The following is a 14,034-nucleotide window of genomic DNA, read 5'->3' as shown; positions in this document are numbered from 1 at the left end:
GCCATGGCCGCTAGACAGGTGAGTCTGGATCCCCCACAAGCGCGGGAATCTGCCGGTCTGTGAAGCAACTGGGGGTGCCAGTGTGACACGCCGCCCCAATTTGAACGACGCGCACAAGCAGCGTGTCACTGTCGCAATCGGCGGCAACGCTACGAACGTACTGCCTGTGGCCAGAGGTGTCGCCCTTGCGCCAGTATTCGCCGCGAGAGCGCGACCAGAAGGTCACTCTACCGGTGGTGAGCGTACGTCGTATTGCCTCGTGATCCATCCACGCAAGCATCAGCACATCACCCGACTCGTCGTCTTGGATAATGGCGGGGATCAGGCCGTTCGCATCGAAAACGAGATCCGCAGGAACGGGGTCTACGGGGTTCATGCGTAGGCCCCGGCACTGGTATTCGTCAGCCGCACAGTGTGCCCGGCATCAGCAAGGGCCTGCTTGACTTGGCCAACGGTAAACGTGCCGTCGTGAAAGACCGAGGCTGCCAGCACGGCATCGGCTCCCGCCTCGATCGCCGGCGCGAAGTGCTCAAGTTTGCCAGCACCACCCGAGGCGATCACCGGGACCGTCGCGAGTTCCCGCACCGCTGCCGTCAGTTCTAAGTCAAAACCCGCAAGTGTACCGTCAGCATCCATTGAGTTAACGAGCAGCTCTCCCGCGCCACGCTCAACCGCCTCGCTGCACCACTCCAGCGCGTCGAGATCGGTCTCATGCTTACCTCCGTGGGTGGTCACCACAAAACCAGAGGGGGTACGGTCACTGCGTTTCACATCGAGAGAGAGCACAAGCACCTGCGCACCAAAACGGTCAGCGATTTCACCAATCACCGCGGGCCTCGCGATTGCGCCGCTGTTGATCCCGACTTTATCGGCCCCAACAGCGAGCAATCGGGCAACGTCGTCGACCTTGCGCACGCCCCCACCCACGGTGAGCGGAATGAAAACCTGTTCGGCGGTACGCTGCACCACATCGTAAGTGGTTGAGCGGTCGTCGACGGTTGCGGTGACGTCAAGAAAGGTGAGTTCGTCGGCACCCTGCTCTGCGTAGCGCGCGGCCAGTTCAACCGGGTCCCCGCGTCTCGCAAATTCAGAAAGTTCACGCCTTTCACGACGCGGCCACCCGCAACGTCGAGGCATGGAATCACACGTGTTGCAACTGACATGTCTGCCCCTATCTCTTACAGGCGCGCCGCGTGGATAGCGGTCACGAGAATCGCCTTCGCACCCAAATCGTAGAGGCGATCCATGACTTCGTTTGCCTCGTCAGCACACACCATGACCCGAACGGCGACCCACTTCTCATCTCGCAGCGGCGAGACAGTGGGTGACTCGATGCCACCGGCAACCGCGATTGCGGCGTCCAGTTGCTCGACCGGCAAATCGTAGTCCATGAGCACGTACTTGCGCGCTACAAGTACACCGCGCAAGCGACGTAGCAGGCGAGCAATACCTGGGTGCTCGTATTCACCGCGAATCAACACCGCGGTCGACTCGAGGATCACGGGACCGAAGATTTCGAGGCCGGCTGCACGCAGCGTCGCGCCGGTCGAAACCACATCGGCGACAGCGTCAGCAACACCGAGTTCAACAGCTGATTCGACCGCACCGTCAAGCTGCACGAGCGTCGCCTCAACCCCGTGTGAGCGCAAGAAGTCATCTACGAGCTTGGGGTAACTGGTCGCGACGCGACGGCCTCTCAGGTCAGCGATCTCAGCTATGTCGCCAGCCGCGGGAGCAGCAAAACGGAACGTAGAGTCTGCAAAGTCCAGCTCGGCAATTTCACTGGCGTTGGATCCGGAATCGAGCAGCAGATCCCGGCCCGTAATGCCGACGTCGAGTGCATCGGAACCAACGTAGGTCGCAATATCGCGAGGACGCAGGTAGAAGAACTGGACATCGTTGCGAGCATCGGTGTGCACGAGAGTGCGACTATCGCGACGTCCAGAATAGCCCGCCTCGGCGAGCATTTCGGCGGCAATTTCGGAGAGCGAACCCTTGTTGGGAACGGCAATACGCAGCATGGTCGAATGGATCCTTCCGTGGTGGCCGTGTCGCGGCCGGAGTAGAGAAATCAGCGGCTGGCGTCGGCTGCGGATGGGGACCGTCGCACCGACGCTAGAGATGCGTGTACACGTCTTCGAGTTTGATGCCCTTTGCGAGCATCATGACCTGCAGGTGGTACAGCAGTTGGCTGATCTCCTCGGCGCACGCGTCTTTCGACTCGTACTCGGCGGCCATCCAAACTTCGGCGGCCTCCTCCACAATCTTTTTGCCGATTGAGTGCACACCGGCGTCGAGCCGCGCGACAGTGTCGCTACCCTCCGGGCGGGTCAACGCCTTCTCGCCAAGCTCAGCGAACAGTTCTTCGAAGGATTTCACTCGTCTAGCGTATCCTGTCTTGCGGTGTCTTGGATTCCGGACTGTTTTTTAGTGTGCGTGTCCTGCCGCAGCGGTACGCAGTTGGGCAATGCGATCCTCGGGAACGCCACCGTAGACTGCAGAGCCTGCAACAAACGTATCGGCTCCAGCCTCGGCCGCGATCCCAATTGTGTCGACCGTAATACCACCGTCTACCTGCAACCAAAGATCAAGCCCCTGCCTAGACTTTGCCTCAGCAAAGCGGCGCAATTTTGGCATCATGTCAGCCATAAATGATTGCCCTCCAAAACCAGGCTCCACCGTCATAACCAGCACCTGGTCGAACTCAGGCAGCAGTTCGAGGTATGGCTCAGGATCTGTGCCGGGCTTGAGCGCGATGCCAGCGCGGGCACCAACCTCACGAATTTTACGGGCGAGCGCCACGGGATCGGCCGCGGCTTCGGCGTGAAACGTCACGGAGTAGGCACCAAGCTCTGCGTAGCCCGGTGCCCAGCGATCCGCATCCGAGATCATGAGGTGCACATCAAGCGGGATGGGTGACACCGCTTGAATGCGCTCAACAATCGGCGGCCCCATCGTGAGATTTGGCACAAAGTGATTGTCCATCACGTCAACGTGCACAAGGTCGGCGGAACGAATCGCCTTCAACTCTGACTCAAGGTTCACGAAGTCGGCGGAAAGGATGCTCGGATTAATACGCTGCGCGGTCACAAAAACTAGCCTACGTTACTCGACAGCCTCCGATTCTTCCTGCGGCAAGCAAGAGTTGGTTCATCTCGAAGCCCTCAGCCCCGAGAAAGCACCGCGGCTTCAGCGCGCTGGGCCGGACCGGGCCGCTCAATCGTTTTGCATAGAGCATCGCCACACCCGTGCCACCGCTCGCCCGGAAGCAATGTGGTGTTTCTCCGCTCAACAATCTAAGTAGACCCAAAACCGTAGATCGCTCCTCGGACACTAGGCTTCACTCTAGAACCACCCTGGCATAAGATCTCACTAAGATTTCAGGACGTTTTTACATAAGATCACAAAAAAAGGGGGAAGCAATCATGAGCACCAAGGATCAATCAACGTCTCGGGGTCAGCGGTGGAACAACAGAACTACACCAAACCAATTGTTGCGATTGTTCTGACTATCACCGCGCTCGCCTTCGTATTCTCAAACGTGGGCGACGCAACTCTGCACTTTCTCTTTCTAAGGTTCACGATGCCGACCTGGGCATGGTTTCTTGCTGTTCTTCTCGCCGGTGTAGTGATCGGCTCCCTGTTTCCTTGGTTCCGCCCTCGGAAGAACCGCAAAGGGTAGGCACTTGCTGGTCGCGGGTGCATCGCTTGCCCAATCACCCAGTGGCCACGCCCGAGGAAGTCTTTGAACCCACTCTGAGGAGAAGAAATGGCTACCACTAACAGCAAAGCACGTCAGTCAAGCAACGTCGACCCCGTGCTGAGCATCAACCCGGTGTTCGTACGCCCCGGCGAGGCAACCGAATTTAGCAAGTTCGTGATGCCGGACGAACCAAGCCTGCCGGAGACCGCTTACCAGATCGTTCACGATGAGGCCATGCTCGATGGCAACTCACGCCTGAATCTCGCAACCTTTGTCACCACGTGGATGGATGACGAAGCGAAGAAGCTATACGCCGAGGCCGCCGACAAGAACATGATCGACAAGGACGAATACCCTGCGACGGCCGCGATCGAGGAGCGCTGCTGGCGAATGTTAGCTGACCTGTGGCACGTGCCGGATCCTAACGACACCATCGGCACCTCGACCATCGGCTCGTCGGAGGCCTGCATGTTGGGTGGCCTGGCACTCAAGCGCCTGTGGCAAGAGAGACGCAGGGCTGAGCGCAAGTCAACCGAAAAGCCAAACCTGATCATGTCGGCTGCCGTACAGGTGGTGTGGGAGAAGTTCTGCAACTACTGGGACGTCGAGCCGCGCTACGTGCCCATTACGAAGGAGCACCTATTCTTCGACGGCTACAACCTCGAAAAGTACGTGGACGAGAACACTATCGGCGTTGTGGTTATCCTTGGCCAGACCTTCACCGGAGCCTACGAACCGGTCAGGGAAATCGCGAAGAAGCTCGATGAGATTCAGGCGAACACCGGTTTCGACGTGAAGATTCACGTCGACGGTGCGTCAGGTGCCATGATCGCGCCGTTCTGCCAGCCAGAGCTTGAGTGGGACTTCAAAGTCGACCGGGTCAATTCGATCAGCACCTCTGGCCACAAGTACGGTCTCGTTTACCCAGGTGTAGGTTGGGTCATTTGGCGCAATACCGCGGTGCTGCCCGAGAGCATGATCTTCCACGTCAGCTACCTCGGCGGGGACATGCCAACCCTGGCGCTGAACTTCTCGCGACCTGGCGCGCAGGTGCTGCTGCAGTACTACCAGTTCCTGCGCCTCGGCCGAGAGGGCTATCGTGCCGTCCAGCAGAACTCGCTCGACGTGGCACAGTACCTCTCGGCAGGCATCGCAGAGATCGGCCCGTTCGAGCTGGTCACCAGGGGCGACACAATTCCCGTGTTCGCCTGGATCTTGAAGGACGGTGCAACAAAGAACTGGACTCTCTATGATCTGGCGGATCGGCTGCGCATGAAGGGTTGGCTCGTACCGGCCTACCCCATGGCAGACGACCTCTCTGACATGGTGCTTCAGCGCATCGTCGTCAAGGTTGGCATGAGCCGCGATCTCGCGACCGCTCTGCTCTCCGACATCAAGGGTGAGGTTGAGTTCTTGGAGACGTTGGAGACGCCTCTGCCCCGCAAGGCCAGCAGCGGATCGCATTTCCACCACTGATACGACCGAGTTGGGTCGGGGCACCCCCTGGCTATTCAGTGTCATCCCGTCGAACGCGGTCGAGGCAAGACTGAGCGGAATGCGGGATTGGCTGGCCTTCAAACCGCTCAGAGATCATGACCATCCTGTTCCTGATGCTTGGGGCGAAACTCATTGGTTCAGGTGTTGCCAACCTGGTGAGTTAGAGCCGCAATTTCTAGCTGGGGTCACATACAAATATGCTGGAATCCATGACTGTGCCCCAGGATCCCCAGCAACCAGAGTTCACGCAGCCGACACAGCCGACACAGCCGACACAGCCGGTGCAGCCGTCCCAGCCACCGCAATATGCGCCTCCTACCGAGTCGCCGCAGTACGCATCTCAGTATGCGCAGCCAACCCAGCCTCACTATGCGCAGCAGCCACCACCTCAGCAGCACACCAGCTACCCGGGCCAGTACGGCGCGCCACAGCCACCCAAGAGAGGGCTCTCTGCGGGGGCAATCATCGGGATCGTCGCGGGTGCGGGTGCCTTCGTATTACTCTTGCTGCTGGCATTTGGAGGTATCGTCGCAGTCGGTGCCGTCCTTGCTGGTGCTGTAGCTTCGAGCAGTTCGAGTTGGTCATCTGACTACGACAATGAGGATCCGGCCCTGGGCTCCCCCAGTGACATCGTGGAGGAGTACCTCAACGCCCTCGCAGACGGTGATGCTGACGCCGCCCGCGACATCGTTGGTGAAACCTCTTCCAACAAACTGCTATCTAACGAGGTCCTGAAGAAGTCACTTGAGTTCGCACCGATGACCAACATCTCGGTAGACGACAACTCGATCCAGCAGGACTCTTACGGGGCAACCGTTTCAGCTTCTTTCGATCTCGGAGGCAAAACGATCACCCGTGATTTCAGCGTCTACGATAACTATGAGGGCGAGTGGGAACTCGAAGACGGACTTGCCGATGTGTCCCTGTCTGCTTTCAAGGGCTTGGGAGTCTCTCTCAACGGTGTCCCCGTGAAGGACGATTATGTTCAACTCTTCCCCGGCACCTACGAAGTTGATATGTCGGTTGAGGCGTTCACCCTCGAAGGCGGAACGAATACCGTCGCGCTCACGCACGACACTGCCTATTCGCACAGCGAAAGACTCACCCCGTTCTCACTGAGAACGCAAATAAGCTCTTCACCGAACTCGTAAGCACCTCACTCAAAGAGTGTCTCGCTCTCAAAACTCTCACAACCCCCTGCGGCAACAACGTCGACGCAAAACTCTCCGACGGTTCGACTGTCGCTGACGGCGACATTCGGCGGACCCTGACTGCTGAGGGTGAGACAGATCTGAAGGGACTCAAGACACGGTCAGACTTTGAATCTCCATCATCGGTTTCTGCGTTTGCCCTCGTCGACATCGAGGTGAGCCTCACAAATGGAGATGCTAACCGGTCTCGTCGGGTCTACGGCGGCCCATTGCTCACCCCAACCGTTGACTTCGCGGCAGAAAAGCCAACGGTTACCTGGAAAAAGTGAGCATAACCGCGTCAGCGTACTTCAACTAACGCCTCGGAATAGCTGCGCGAGAGCAATCGATACTGCTTCGTGAGTGAAGCCCCCACCGCGAGCAATATCATAGCGGCGCCTGACACCAGGAAGATGAGCGCGATACCTCGGCTCTCCCCTTCGCCAAGCAACCACCCCCAGCGGTCTTGACCGGCCTGCCCCGCCATGTAGGGCACCACCCAAAACTCGGCGACCGGCGCTATGAGCAGCGCGGTGATCGGTGCGGCGGCCGCCTCAAACGTCATTGCGAGTCCAAACACCCGCCCCTGTTTTTCGAAGGGAACAACCTTCTGAATAACGGTCTGTTCAGCGGCCTCAACGGCTGGCATGATCGCCATAAATACCCAGATGCCGACGACAAACAGCCACGGCCATTCACGAAGCGTGAAGACCATACCGAGTGCCCCGAGTACACCGACAAGTATCAGCATGGTTCGAATCGGATTCTTGCCGAGCCCCCACCTTGCCACGACGATGCCTCCGACAATAAAACCGGTAGAGGCGACCCCAAACACGATGCCCCACGCCTCCACCGGAAACATGTTGAGACCGTAAGGATCCAACAGCGTCATGAACACTCCACCGGATAGGTTGTTCAGCATCGTAAACAGCACGAGGGCAAACAGTCCTGGGACTGCGACCATCGCCGCCATCCCACCCTTGAAGTCGATGGCGCTGCGGTCAGGATCTGGCACGACCTCTGGCTCAGGAATCTGCAGCACATACAAGTGCACAATGGGCACCGCCACAAACACCGTCGCAATGAGCATGGTGAGCCCCATGCCGAGCAACCCTACAGAAAGACCGCTGAATACACTCGTGGCGATAAACGCGATTCCCTGCACCGTGCCGACGAGCCCGTTCGCGTTCGCATGGCGCTCGACGGGCACGAGCAGCGTCACGGTGGTGGCGAGGGCCAGATTTCTCAGCATCTCAACAACGCAGCCCGCCAGCAAAATGAACGTGAAGATCCAAAACCACGGACCCTGAATATCAAGCAGCACCGACTCGGGCAGCGTGAAATACATCACGCAGCCAATCACAAACGCGACAAGCGAGGACCAAGCTGAAATCAGCATGACCCGCCGCTTGCGCAGGCGATCCACGAGCGACCCAAACCACATCGAGCTCAACGCAAGCAAAATCATGTACGCCCCGCCGAGCACTCCCGTGGCCAAAATGCTCTTGGTTTCTAGGTACACCCAGAAAACAATCGCGAACCATAAGAAATTAGTGGTGAGGTTGGCAACCGCAGTGTTCACGAGCACCTGCAAGAAGGTACGCATATTCTTCTTAGTTTGGAGCGCGTCGGCGTTCTGCGCTGCATTCTTGCTCTCTGCACTCATGCAGACAGGTTAAATCGCACCACCGACATTCTCTAGGGGGTGATGATCATGTCGAAATACGGTAGACCGCTAGGAGACCCGCTCGAACAGCGCGATAAACATCGCGTCTGTACCGTTACGATGCGGCCACAGCTGTGCACTCAAGGCGCTGCCCGCGAGATCCAAATCACCACGCGCCACACGCTGAAGCACGGCTTTCGCATCGAGTTCACGAATCTCTGAGTTGCGCTTCAATAGTCGGTCAACCGTCACTCTGGTCTCCGCAAGGTGAGGCGAACACGTCACATAAGCGAGCACCCCGCCTGGGGCGAGTCGCGCCACCGCAGCATCAAGCAGTTCCCCCTGCAGAGCGGTCAGCTCAGGCAGGTCAGAGGGTTGCTTGCGCCAGCGCGCCTCCGGTCGGCGACGCAGCGCGCCGAGCCCTGAACAGGGCGCATCGACAAGAATGCGGTCGAATCGCGCGTCCGCGTCGCCGTAAGCATCAGCTTCGCGGCCATCAAAACTCACCACGTTTACGCTATCTGCGACCGCAATAACTGAGCGTCGCACGAGCTCGGCCCGGTGCTCAGACACTTCATTGGCGCGCACAGGAGGCGTATCGCCGCGCAGCTCTGCAGCAAGCACCGCCGTTTTGCCCCCCGGGCCAGCACACAGATCCAGCCAGCGCTCCCCCTCAGCTACGGGCCGTAGCCGGGTGAGAGCGAGTGCTGCAAGTTGCGAGCCCTGATCTTGCACACGCACGACGCCTTCAGGAAACCCGAGTGCACTGATCGCGCGCGAGGGATCTCCTCCCGCCAGTTCGAGCCCGAGAGGAGACGGTCCGTTCGCGGTGAGATCGTCGGCGTCTGCCAAAGCTTCCGTATCTCCAGCGTGCCAGCCTGACAGCACAACAAGGCTGACTCGGGGTGACTCATTATTTGCGGAGAGAAGAGCCTTGAGCTCTTGCTCACGTCCCTCGGAACGCAATGCGTCACGCAGCGCACGCACCACCCAGGCCGGATGTGAATCCCGCGCAGCCAGAGCCTCGTCGGGAGAACTTGCCGACTCTACGATCTTCGCCTCCCACGCAGCCGGCGTTGAACGCCCGATCGCGCGCAATACACCGTTCACAAAGCCAACGCCGCTCTGACCTGCGACACGACGCTGAAGTTCGACGCTCTCGTTCACCGCGGCGTGCGCCGCCGTGCGCATCGACAGCAGTTGATGAGCGCCGAGGCGAAGCACGTTGAGGGTTCGAGTATCAATATCACTCACAGCGCGGTTCGCGGCTAATTCGATAATTCGGTCGTAACGTCCTCGTTCACGCAGCGTGCCCGAGGCGAGTTCCGTCGCGAGCGCAGCATCACGCCCGTCAAGATTAGCCTCGCGAATCCGCGAAGACAGCGCAAGGTTCGCGTACGCGTCTCGGTCTTCTACGTCTCGCAGCACGTCATAAGCAACCAACCTAGCCGGAGAGATCTCGACTCGGGATACACGAGGCCGGCGATCCTGGCTGCGATTTTGACCGCCCCGCTGCTTGCCCTGACCGCCACGTATTTGCCGCTCACTCATCGCGCCACCGCTTCCTCACCGCGGCCACGTAGCCACGCGGCCCCATCCATCGCGGCCTTTCCGGCCGGTTGCACCCGAGTGAGTTCGAGCGCGCCATCAACTAGATTCAGGACCGCCTTACCCTTTTGAATCGTTGCAGCACCAGGGAGCACACCGGTGATCTGCTCGACCGCGCTCGCCTCAAGCACCTTCAATGGTTGGTCGTCAACCTGCACAAATGCACCGGGCTCCGGTGTCACTCCCGCCCAGTGGGCGAGCACGCTCTGTGTGGGAAGGCTGAGATCTAGTCGCCCATCTTCTCGGCTCAGCTTGTGCGCATAGCTCGCGTCGCCGGTCTGCGGCTCGCCTACGAGAGAGCCATCAGCAAGCCCATCGACCGCAGCAAGCAGGGCATCCGTGCCGGATTGTGAGAGCGCGGTGAGAGCCTCCCCCGCGGATGTTCCGGGGGCAAAAGCCTGCGAATCACGTGTCAACACGTCACCCGCATCCAGCGCCTCAACCAGGCGGAACACGGTCACACCGAGTTCCTGCTCCCCCGCTTGCAGCGCGCGCTGCACAGGCGCGGCACCGCGCCAGCGCGGGAGATCTGAGAAGTGCAGGTTGATCCACCCCAGGGTTGGCAGCGACAGCAGTGGCTCGCGAACAAGTCCGCCGTAGGCGACAATCACACCGAGCTCCGGGGCCAGGTCGCGAACCCAGGCAGTAGCCTCGTCACCGAGTTTGTTTGCCTTGAATACGGGGATGCCGAGTTCGTCAGCCGCAAGAGCAACCGGCGAAGGGGTGAGGATCCGCTTGCGCCCGAGCGGTGCGTCCTCTCTCGTGATGACACCAACGACTTCGTGGTCACTCTGAGCGAGCGCACGCAGGCTCGGTACGGCAAACTCCGGGGTCCCGGCAAAGACAACTCGCATTCGACCATTCTCGCAGCTTTTGCTGCTTGCCAAGGTGCGGTGCACACCTGCTACACTCCCCTCATGCACATTGTGATTCAGTGGTGGACCGCCTGAGGGCGGTTTCCCGTGCGCATACGCATATTTCCAATACCGCCTCCTCGTAGGCGGTATTTTTGTCTATGGGCGGCGCAATGAAGCAAAGGACCAGAAGTTATGACCATCACACTTTCTCCCTACCGCGCTGACGAAGCTGGATTTTTCGGCGAGTTTGGCGGATCCGCACTACCGCCGTTTTTGGTGGAGCCGATCACCGAAGTGGCCACCGCCTACGAGCAGGCGTCACAAGACCCCGAGTTTCAGCGCCAGCTGCAGTCGCTACTCACAAAGTACGTTGGCCGCCCTTCTCTGCTGTACTTCGCTGAGAACCTGACGGCTACTCTCGGAGGCGCTCGTATCTACCTCAAGCGCGAAGATCTGAACCACACCGGTGCCCACAAAATTAACCACTGTCTCGGTGAGGCTCTGCTCGCAAAGCGCATGGGCAAAAAGACGCTCATTGCCGAGACCGGGGCGGGCCAGCACGGCGTTGCGCTCGCGACCGCCGCCGCCCTCGTTGGGCTGGAGTGCGAGATCCACATGGGAGCGGTCGACATCGCAAAGCAGCACCCAAACGTGGTGCGCATGGAGCTGCTCGGTGCCAAGGTTGTACCCGTTGAAGAGGGTGGAAAGACGCTCAAGGAGGCAGTCGACTCGGCGTTTGCGGTCTTCGCTTCAAAGCCCGAAGACTATTTCTTCGCCATCGGATCGGTTGTGGGGCCGCACCCGTACCCCTCAATGGTGCGCGATTTCCAGTCCGTCGTTGGGCGCGAGGCGCGCGCTCAGATTCTTGAGGAAGAGGGGCGCCTGCCCGAAGTGCTCGTGGCAGCTGTCGGTGGTGGTTCAAACGCGATGGGCCTGTTTGACGCGTTTCTCGAAGACGAGTCCGTGCGAATCATCGGGGTTGAGCCCGCGGGTGAGGGGCTCGATGGGGATCGGCACGCCGCAACCATGACACTCGGTGTACCGGGTGTGCTGCACGGTATGCACACGAAGGTGTTGCAGGACTCAGACGGTGAGCCCTCCGCAGTGCACTCCATCGCCTCGGGCATCGACTACCCGGGAGTCGGGCCGCAGCACGCGCACCTTGAACAGCTGGGTCGAGTCGAATACGTCTCGGTAACTGACGAGGAGGCAGTGTCAGCGTTCCAGCTACTGACTCGGCAGGAGGGCATCATCCCGGCCCTCGAGTCTGCACACGCTCTGGCGGAGGTCGTCAAACTTGCCCCGACACTTCCGAGCGACGCAATCATCATCGCGAACCTCTCGGGCCGCGGTGACAAAGACGTAGACTTCGTCGCGGATCGCCTGCGCGGAGCCTAAGAGGATCGTTTTCACTGCGGGGCGAGCCCTCTGCGCAAGCGTCAAACCTATCCGTCGAACACACCACGATCGTCGAAGCGCAGGCGCAGCGCCTCGGGTCGGGCACGGCCCGGGGCGCGGCCTTTGGCACGGGAGGCGGATCCTGCTGCATCCGCAACCAGGGCGCCACGAAGACGCTTCGCTACTTCTGCTCCCTGAACGTAATCGAAGCGCACGATCGCACGCACGATCCCCGCGGGTGAGGCAGCTCCGCCCTGAGTAACACGCACCGGAACCTGAGTTGGACCGAGATAATCAACTCCAGGCAGATCGGCAATGGTGTGCAGCGCACGCTCGACTTCTTCGGATCCGCCGCTCACACTCGCCACCCGCACGGCGGGCGGGTAGCGCAACGTGTGCCGATCCCGCACCTCGCCCCGCAGCCATTCTTCGCTGCGGCCCGTAACAAAAGCCTGCACTACGGGACCCCCGCCCGAAGCCACGAGGCACAGACCGTCGGGGGCTGCGAGTGCCGCAGCGTTCTCCCACCATCGCAAACAGTCCTCGCCCGCGCGCAGGGTCTCAATGCCGAGCAACCGCTCAGCATCAAGCAGCACCACCGCGCGGTATCCCCCGGCAGCAAGTGGCTCGGCCCCGCGAGTCGCAACGACGAGGGCTGGTCTGGCATCAACGCGCTCACGCGGGTGTTCGCCGTCGCTCAGCAGCACTCGCACCCCGGCAAATTGACGCTCGAACTGTTCAACGGTGCGTCCGGATCCCATGCCGCGCTCCTGCAGGCGCCCGCTGCCGCAGCTGCCGCACCGCCAGGCGTTCGCGAATTCGCCGCACCATCGGCACGAAGCCCGACCCACCACTCGGAACCCAATCGGCCCGGCGCAGTTCATACAGCGGGCAAGATCGCCGCAGTCACCGCACACCGCCACCGGCGCGTACCCGGGCGTCGCGACCTGCACAAGCACGGGACCGGTCTTCAAGCCCTCACGAATGGTCTGCGCAGCAAACTCAGGTACACGACCCGCAAAGGCATCTGGCGCGCGCGCGGCGTCTGCGTGAAACACGCGGGTGCGCCGCGGCAGATTCTGCTGCGCCAGTACATACCCAATCTCAACGAGACGCTGCACCTCTGCGCTGCGCACATGCCCGGCGAACAGCAACCCTGCGCCCGATTGCTCAGCGCGAATCAACGCCGCGTCACGCGCGTGCACGTAGGGGCTGAGCGGTTCCGCCAGCACGGGGTCACCATCATCCCAGAGCAGGATCGCACCCAGATTATGAGCCGGCGCGTACACCGCGGAGCGATTACCCAGCACAATTCGAGGTGTCGCATCGAGCGCGCGCAAAAATGCTGCGTAACGCTCGGAGTTTGACTGCCGGGAATCCACCCGGACCACGTCGGGGTGCCCCAGCGCCGCTAAAGCGTCGCGCAACTGATCGAGGTCTCGGTAATCGGGGGCAACGAGGATCGCGCTCCTACCGCTCGCAAACACCGCGAGCGCAACACGAGCCATTTGAGCTGCCCACCCACCGACCCACTCGCCGGTGTGCAGACGTTCTGGCCCGTGTGAGGCCGTGTGTGACAGGCGCGCTCCGACAATCAGCTCCGCTGCGATCGCTCCTTCTGGGGTTGTCTCTATCTCACGCTCGGGTGCACCCTCGGCAGCTGCGACCGTGACTGCGCCCTTTGCCTCGCCCGCGAGGTGTTTCTTTTCAACCCTCACTTGCCGGGTCGGGATCGCAAGGCGCAAGATATCGCCTGCCGAACCGCCAGCCCGATCCGCGACGGCACGCGCAAGGCGCCACACGTCAGGCGTCAGCTGCGGAACCGTCGTGACGATGTCTGCAATGGGAGACAGTTCGCCGCCAAACTCACTGCGGTCAGCAAACCCGACGATGTACCCGAAAGTCTTTCGGTCTTTCGAACGGAACGGCACACGCACTCGCTGCCCGACGCGCAGGGTTTCAGCGAGGTCTACCGGCACTGCATAATCGAAGAGGTGATCAAGCTGCGGCAAGGCGGAGTCGAGCAGCACCTGCGCTACCGGTCGTCCGGCAGCGGGTTCTGCAAGCTCATAGGCGCTCGCGATATTCACGACAGCCGCCACGTTCAGAGACTTC

11 protein-coding genes and 1 pseudogene are annotated in these 14,034 nt (G+C 60.6%); 3 read left to right on the top strand and 9 right to left on the bottom strand.

Going from position 1 to position 14,034, the window contains the following annotated elements; genetic code table 11:
* Nucleotides 1-10 precede the first annotated feature (10 nt).
* From hisI to rpe, 5 genes and pseudogenes are all read right to left on the bottom strand, one after another.
* Nucleotides 11-376: a phosphoribosyl-AMP cyclohydrolase gene (hisI, locus tag G7066_RS06275; protein WP_166329861.1), complete on the bottom strand. Its 366-nt coding sequence runs from the start codon at nucleotides 374-376 to the stop codon at nucleotides 11-13.
* Nucleotides 373-1,163, bottom strand: a pseudogene (hisF, locus tag G7066_RS06270) (imidazole glycerol phosphate synthase subunit HisF). Before hisF ends, hisI begins: the two are co-directional and overlap by 4 nt.
* A 15-nt stretch (nucleotides 1,164-1,178) precedes the next feature.
* Entirely contained in the window at nucleotides 1,179-2,021 is an 843-nt protein-coding gene (gene hisG / locus G7066_RS06265; RefSeq protein WP_166329859.1) for an ATP phosphoribosyltransferase, read from the bottom strand.
* A 94-nt stretch (nucleotides 2,022-2,115) separates the two neighbouring features.
* Nucleotides 2,116-2,379 carry a phosphoribosyl-ATP diphosphatase gene (locus G7066_RS06260; protein ID WP_166329857.1) on the bottom strand — a complete coding sequence of 88 codons (264 nt, stop codon included), beginning with the start codon at nucleotides 2,377-2,379 and terminating at the stop codon, nucleotides 2,116-2,118.
* Nucleotides 2,380-2,427: 48 nt separating this feature from the next.
* Complete coding sequence (gene rpe / locus G7066_RS06255) at nucleotides 2,428-3,090, bottom strand: ribulose-phosphate 3-epimerase (protein ID WP_166329855.1); 663 nt, start codon at nucleotides 3,088-3,090, stop codon at nucleotides 2,428-2,430.
* A gap of 679 nt (nucleotides 3,091-3,769) precedes the next feature.
* Here rpe and gad point away from each other — a divergent pair.
* Nucleotides 3,770-5,179 (top strand): glutamate decarboxylase, encoded by a 1,410-nt coding sequence (gene gad, locus G7066_RS06250; protein WP_166329853.1) that lies wholly within the window; start codon nucleotides 3,770-3,772, stop codon nucleotides 5,177-5,179.
* A 230-nt stretch (nucleotides 5,180-5,409) separates the two neighbouring features.
* Nucleotides 5,410-6,351, top strand: a complete 942-nt coding sequence (locus G7066_RS06245) for a hypothetical protein (RefSeq protein WP_166329851.1) — start codon at nucleotides 5,410-5,412, stop codon at nucleotides 6,349-6,351.
* A gap of 340 nt (nucleotides 6,352-6,691) precedes the next feature.
* On the opposite strand, the gene G7066_RS06240 is transcribed toward G7066_RS06245, so the two are convergent.
* The 3 genes from G7066_RS06240 to fmt form a co-directional block, all read right to left on the bottom strand.
* A complete protein-coding gene (locus G7066_RS06240; protein WP_425280759.1) occupies nucleotides 6,692-8,056 on the bottom strand; it encodes an MFS transporter in 1,365 nt (454 codons plus the stop codon).
* A gap of 69 nt (nucleotides 8,057-8,125) precedes the next feature.
* Nucleotides 8,126-9,607 carry an RsmB/NOP family class I SAM-dependent RNA methyltransferase gene (locus G7066_RS06235; RefSeq protein ID WP_166329849.1) on the bottom strand — a complete coding sequence of 494 codons (1,482 nt, stop codon included), beginning with the start codon at nucleotides 9,605-9,607 and terminating at the stop codon, nucleotides 8,126-8,128.
* Nucleotides 9,604-10,518, bottom strand: coding sequence for a methionyl-tRNA formyltransferase (gene fmt, locus G7066_RS06230; RefSeq protein ID WP_166329847.1), 915 nt, complete (start codon nucleotides 10,516-10,518; stop codon nucleotides 9,604-9,606). Before fmt ends, G7066_RS06235 begins: the two co-directional genes overlap by 4 nt.
* A gap of 195 nt (nucleotides 10,519-10,713) precedes the next feature.
* Here fmt and trpB point away from each other — a divergent pair, with 195 nt between their 5' ends.
* On the top strand, nucleotides 10,714-11,919 hold the full coding sequence (trpB, locus tag G7066_RS06225; protein ID WP_166329845.1) for a tryptophan synthase subunit beta: 1,206 nt from the start codon (nucleotides 10,714-10,716) through the stop codon (nucleotides 11,917-11,919).
* Between the two features lie 47 nt (nucleotides 11,920-11,966).
* Here the strand turns inward: trpB and G7066_RS06220 are convergent, their stop codons facing one another.
* Entirely contained in the window at nucleotides 11,967-14,021 is a 2,055-nt protein-coding gene (locus tag G7066_RS06220; protein ID WP_244303331.1) for a primosomal protein N' family DNA-binding protein, read from the bottom strand.
* Nucleotides 14,022-14,034: the final 13 nt, after the last annotated feature.

It is taken from the genome of Leucobacter coleopterorum, assembly GCF_011382985.1.
Taxonomy (GTDB): domain Bacteria; phylum Actinomycetota; class Actinomycetes; order Actinomycetales; family Microbacteriaceae; genus Leucobacter; species Leucobacter coleopterorum.
The sequence above is the reverse complement of the archived record's forward strand: the minus strand, read 5'-3'. Positions and strand labels throughout refer to the sequence as shown.

What these genes read in the sequence shown, in the direction of transcription:
- hisI (WP_166329861.1), bottom strand. Translation starts at nt 376, where the DNA reads ATGAACCCCGTAGACCCCGTTCCTGCGGATCTCGTTTTCGATGCGAAC.
- hisG (WP_166329859.1), bottom strand. Translation starts at nt 2,021, where the DNA reads ATGCTGCGTATTGCCGTTCCCAACAAGGGTTCGCTCTCCGAAATTGCC.
- gad (WP_166329853.1), top strand. Translation starts at nt 3,770, where the DNA reads ATGGCTACCACTAACAGCAAAGCACGTCAGTCAAGCAACGTCGACCCC.
- G7066_RS06245 (WP_166329851.1), top strand. Translation starts at nt 5,410, where the DNA reads ATGACTGTGCCCCAGGATCCCCAGCAACCAGAGTTCACGCAGCCGACA.
- G7066_RS06240 (WP_425280759.1), bottom strand. Translation starts at nt 8,056, where the DNA reads ATGAGTGCAGAGAGCAAGAATGCAGCGCAGAACGCCGACGCGCTCCAA.
- G7066_RS06235 (WP_166329849.1), bottom strand. Translation starts at nt 9,607, where the DNA reads ATGAGTGAGCGGCAAATACGTGGCGGTCAGGGCAAGCAGCGGGGCGGT.
- fmt (WP_166329847.1), bottom strand. Translation starts at nt 10,518, where the DNA reads ATGCGAGTTGTCTTTGCCGGGACCCCGGAGTTTGCCGTACCGAGCCTG.
- trpB (WP_166329845.1), top strand. Translation starts at nt 10,714, where the DNA reads ATGACCATCACACTTTCTCCCTACCGCGCTGACGAAGCTGGATTTTTC.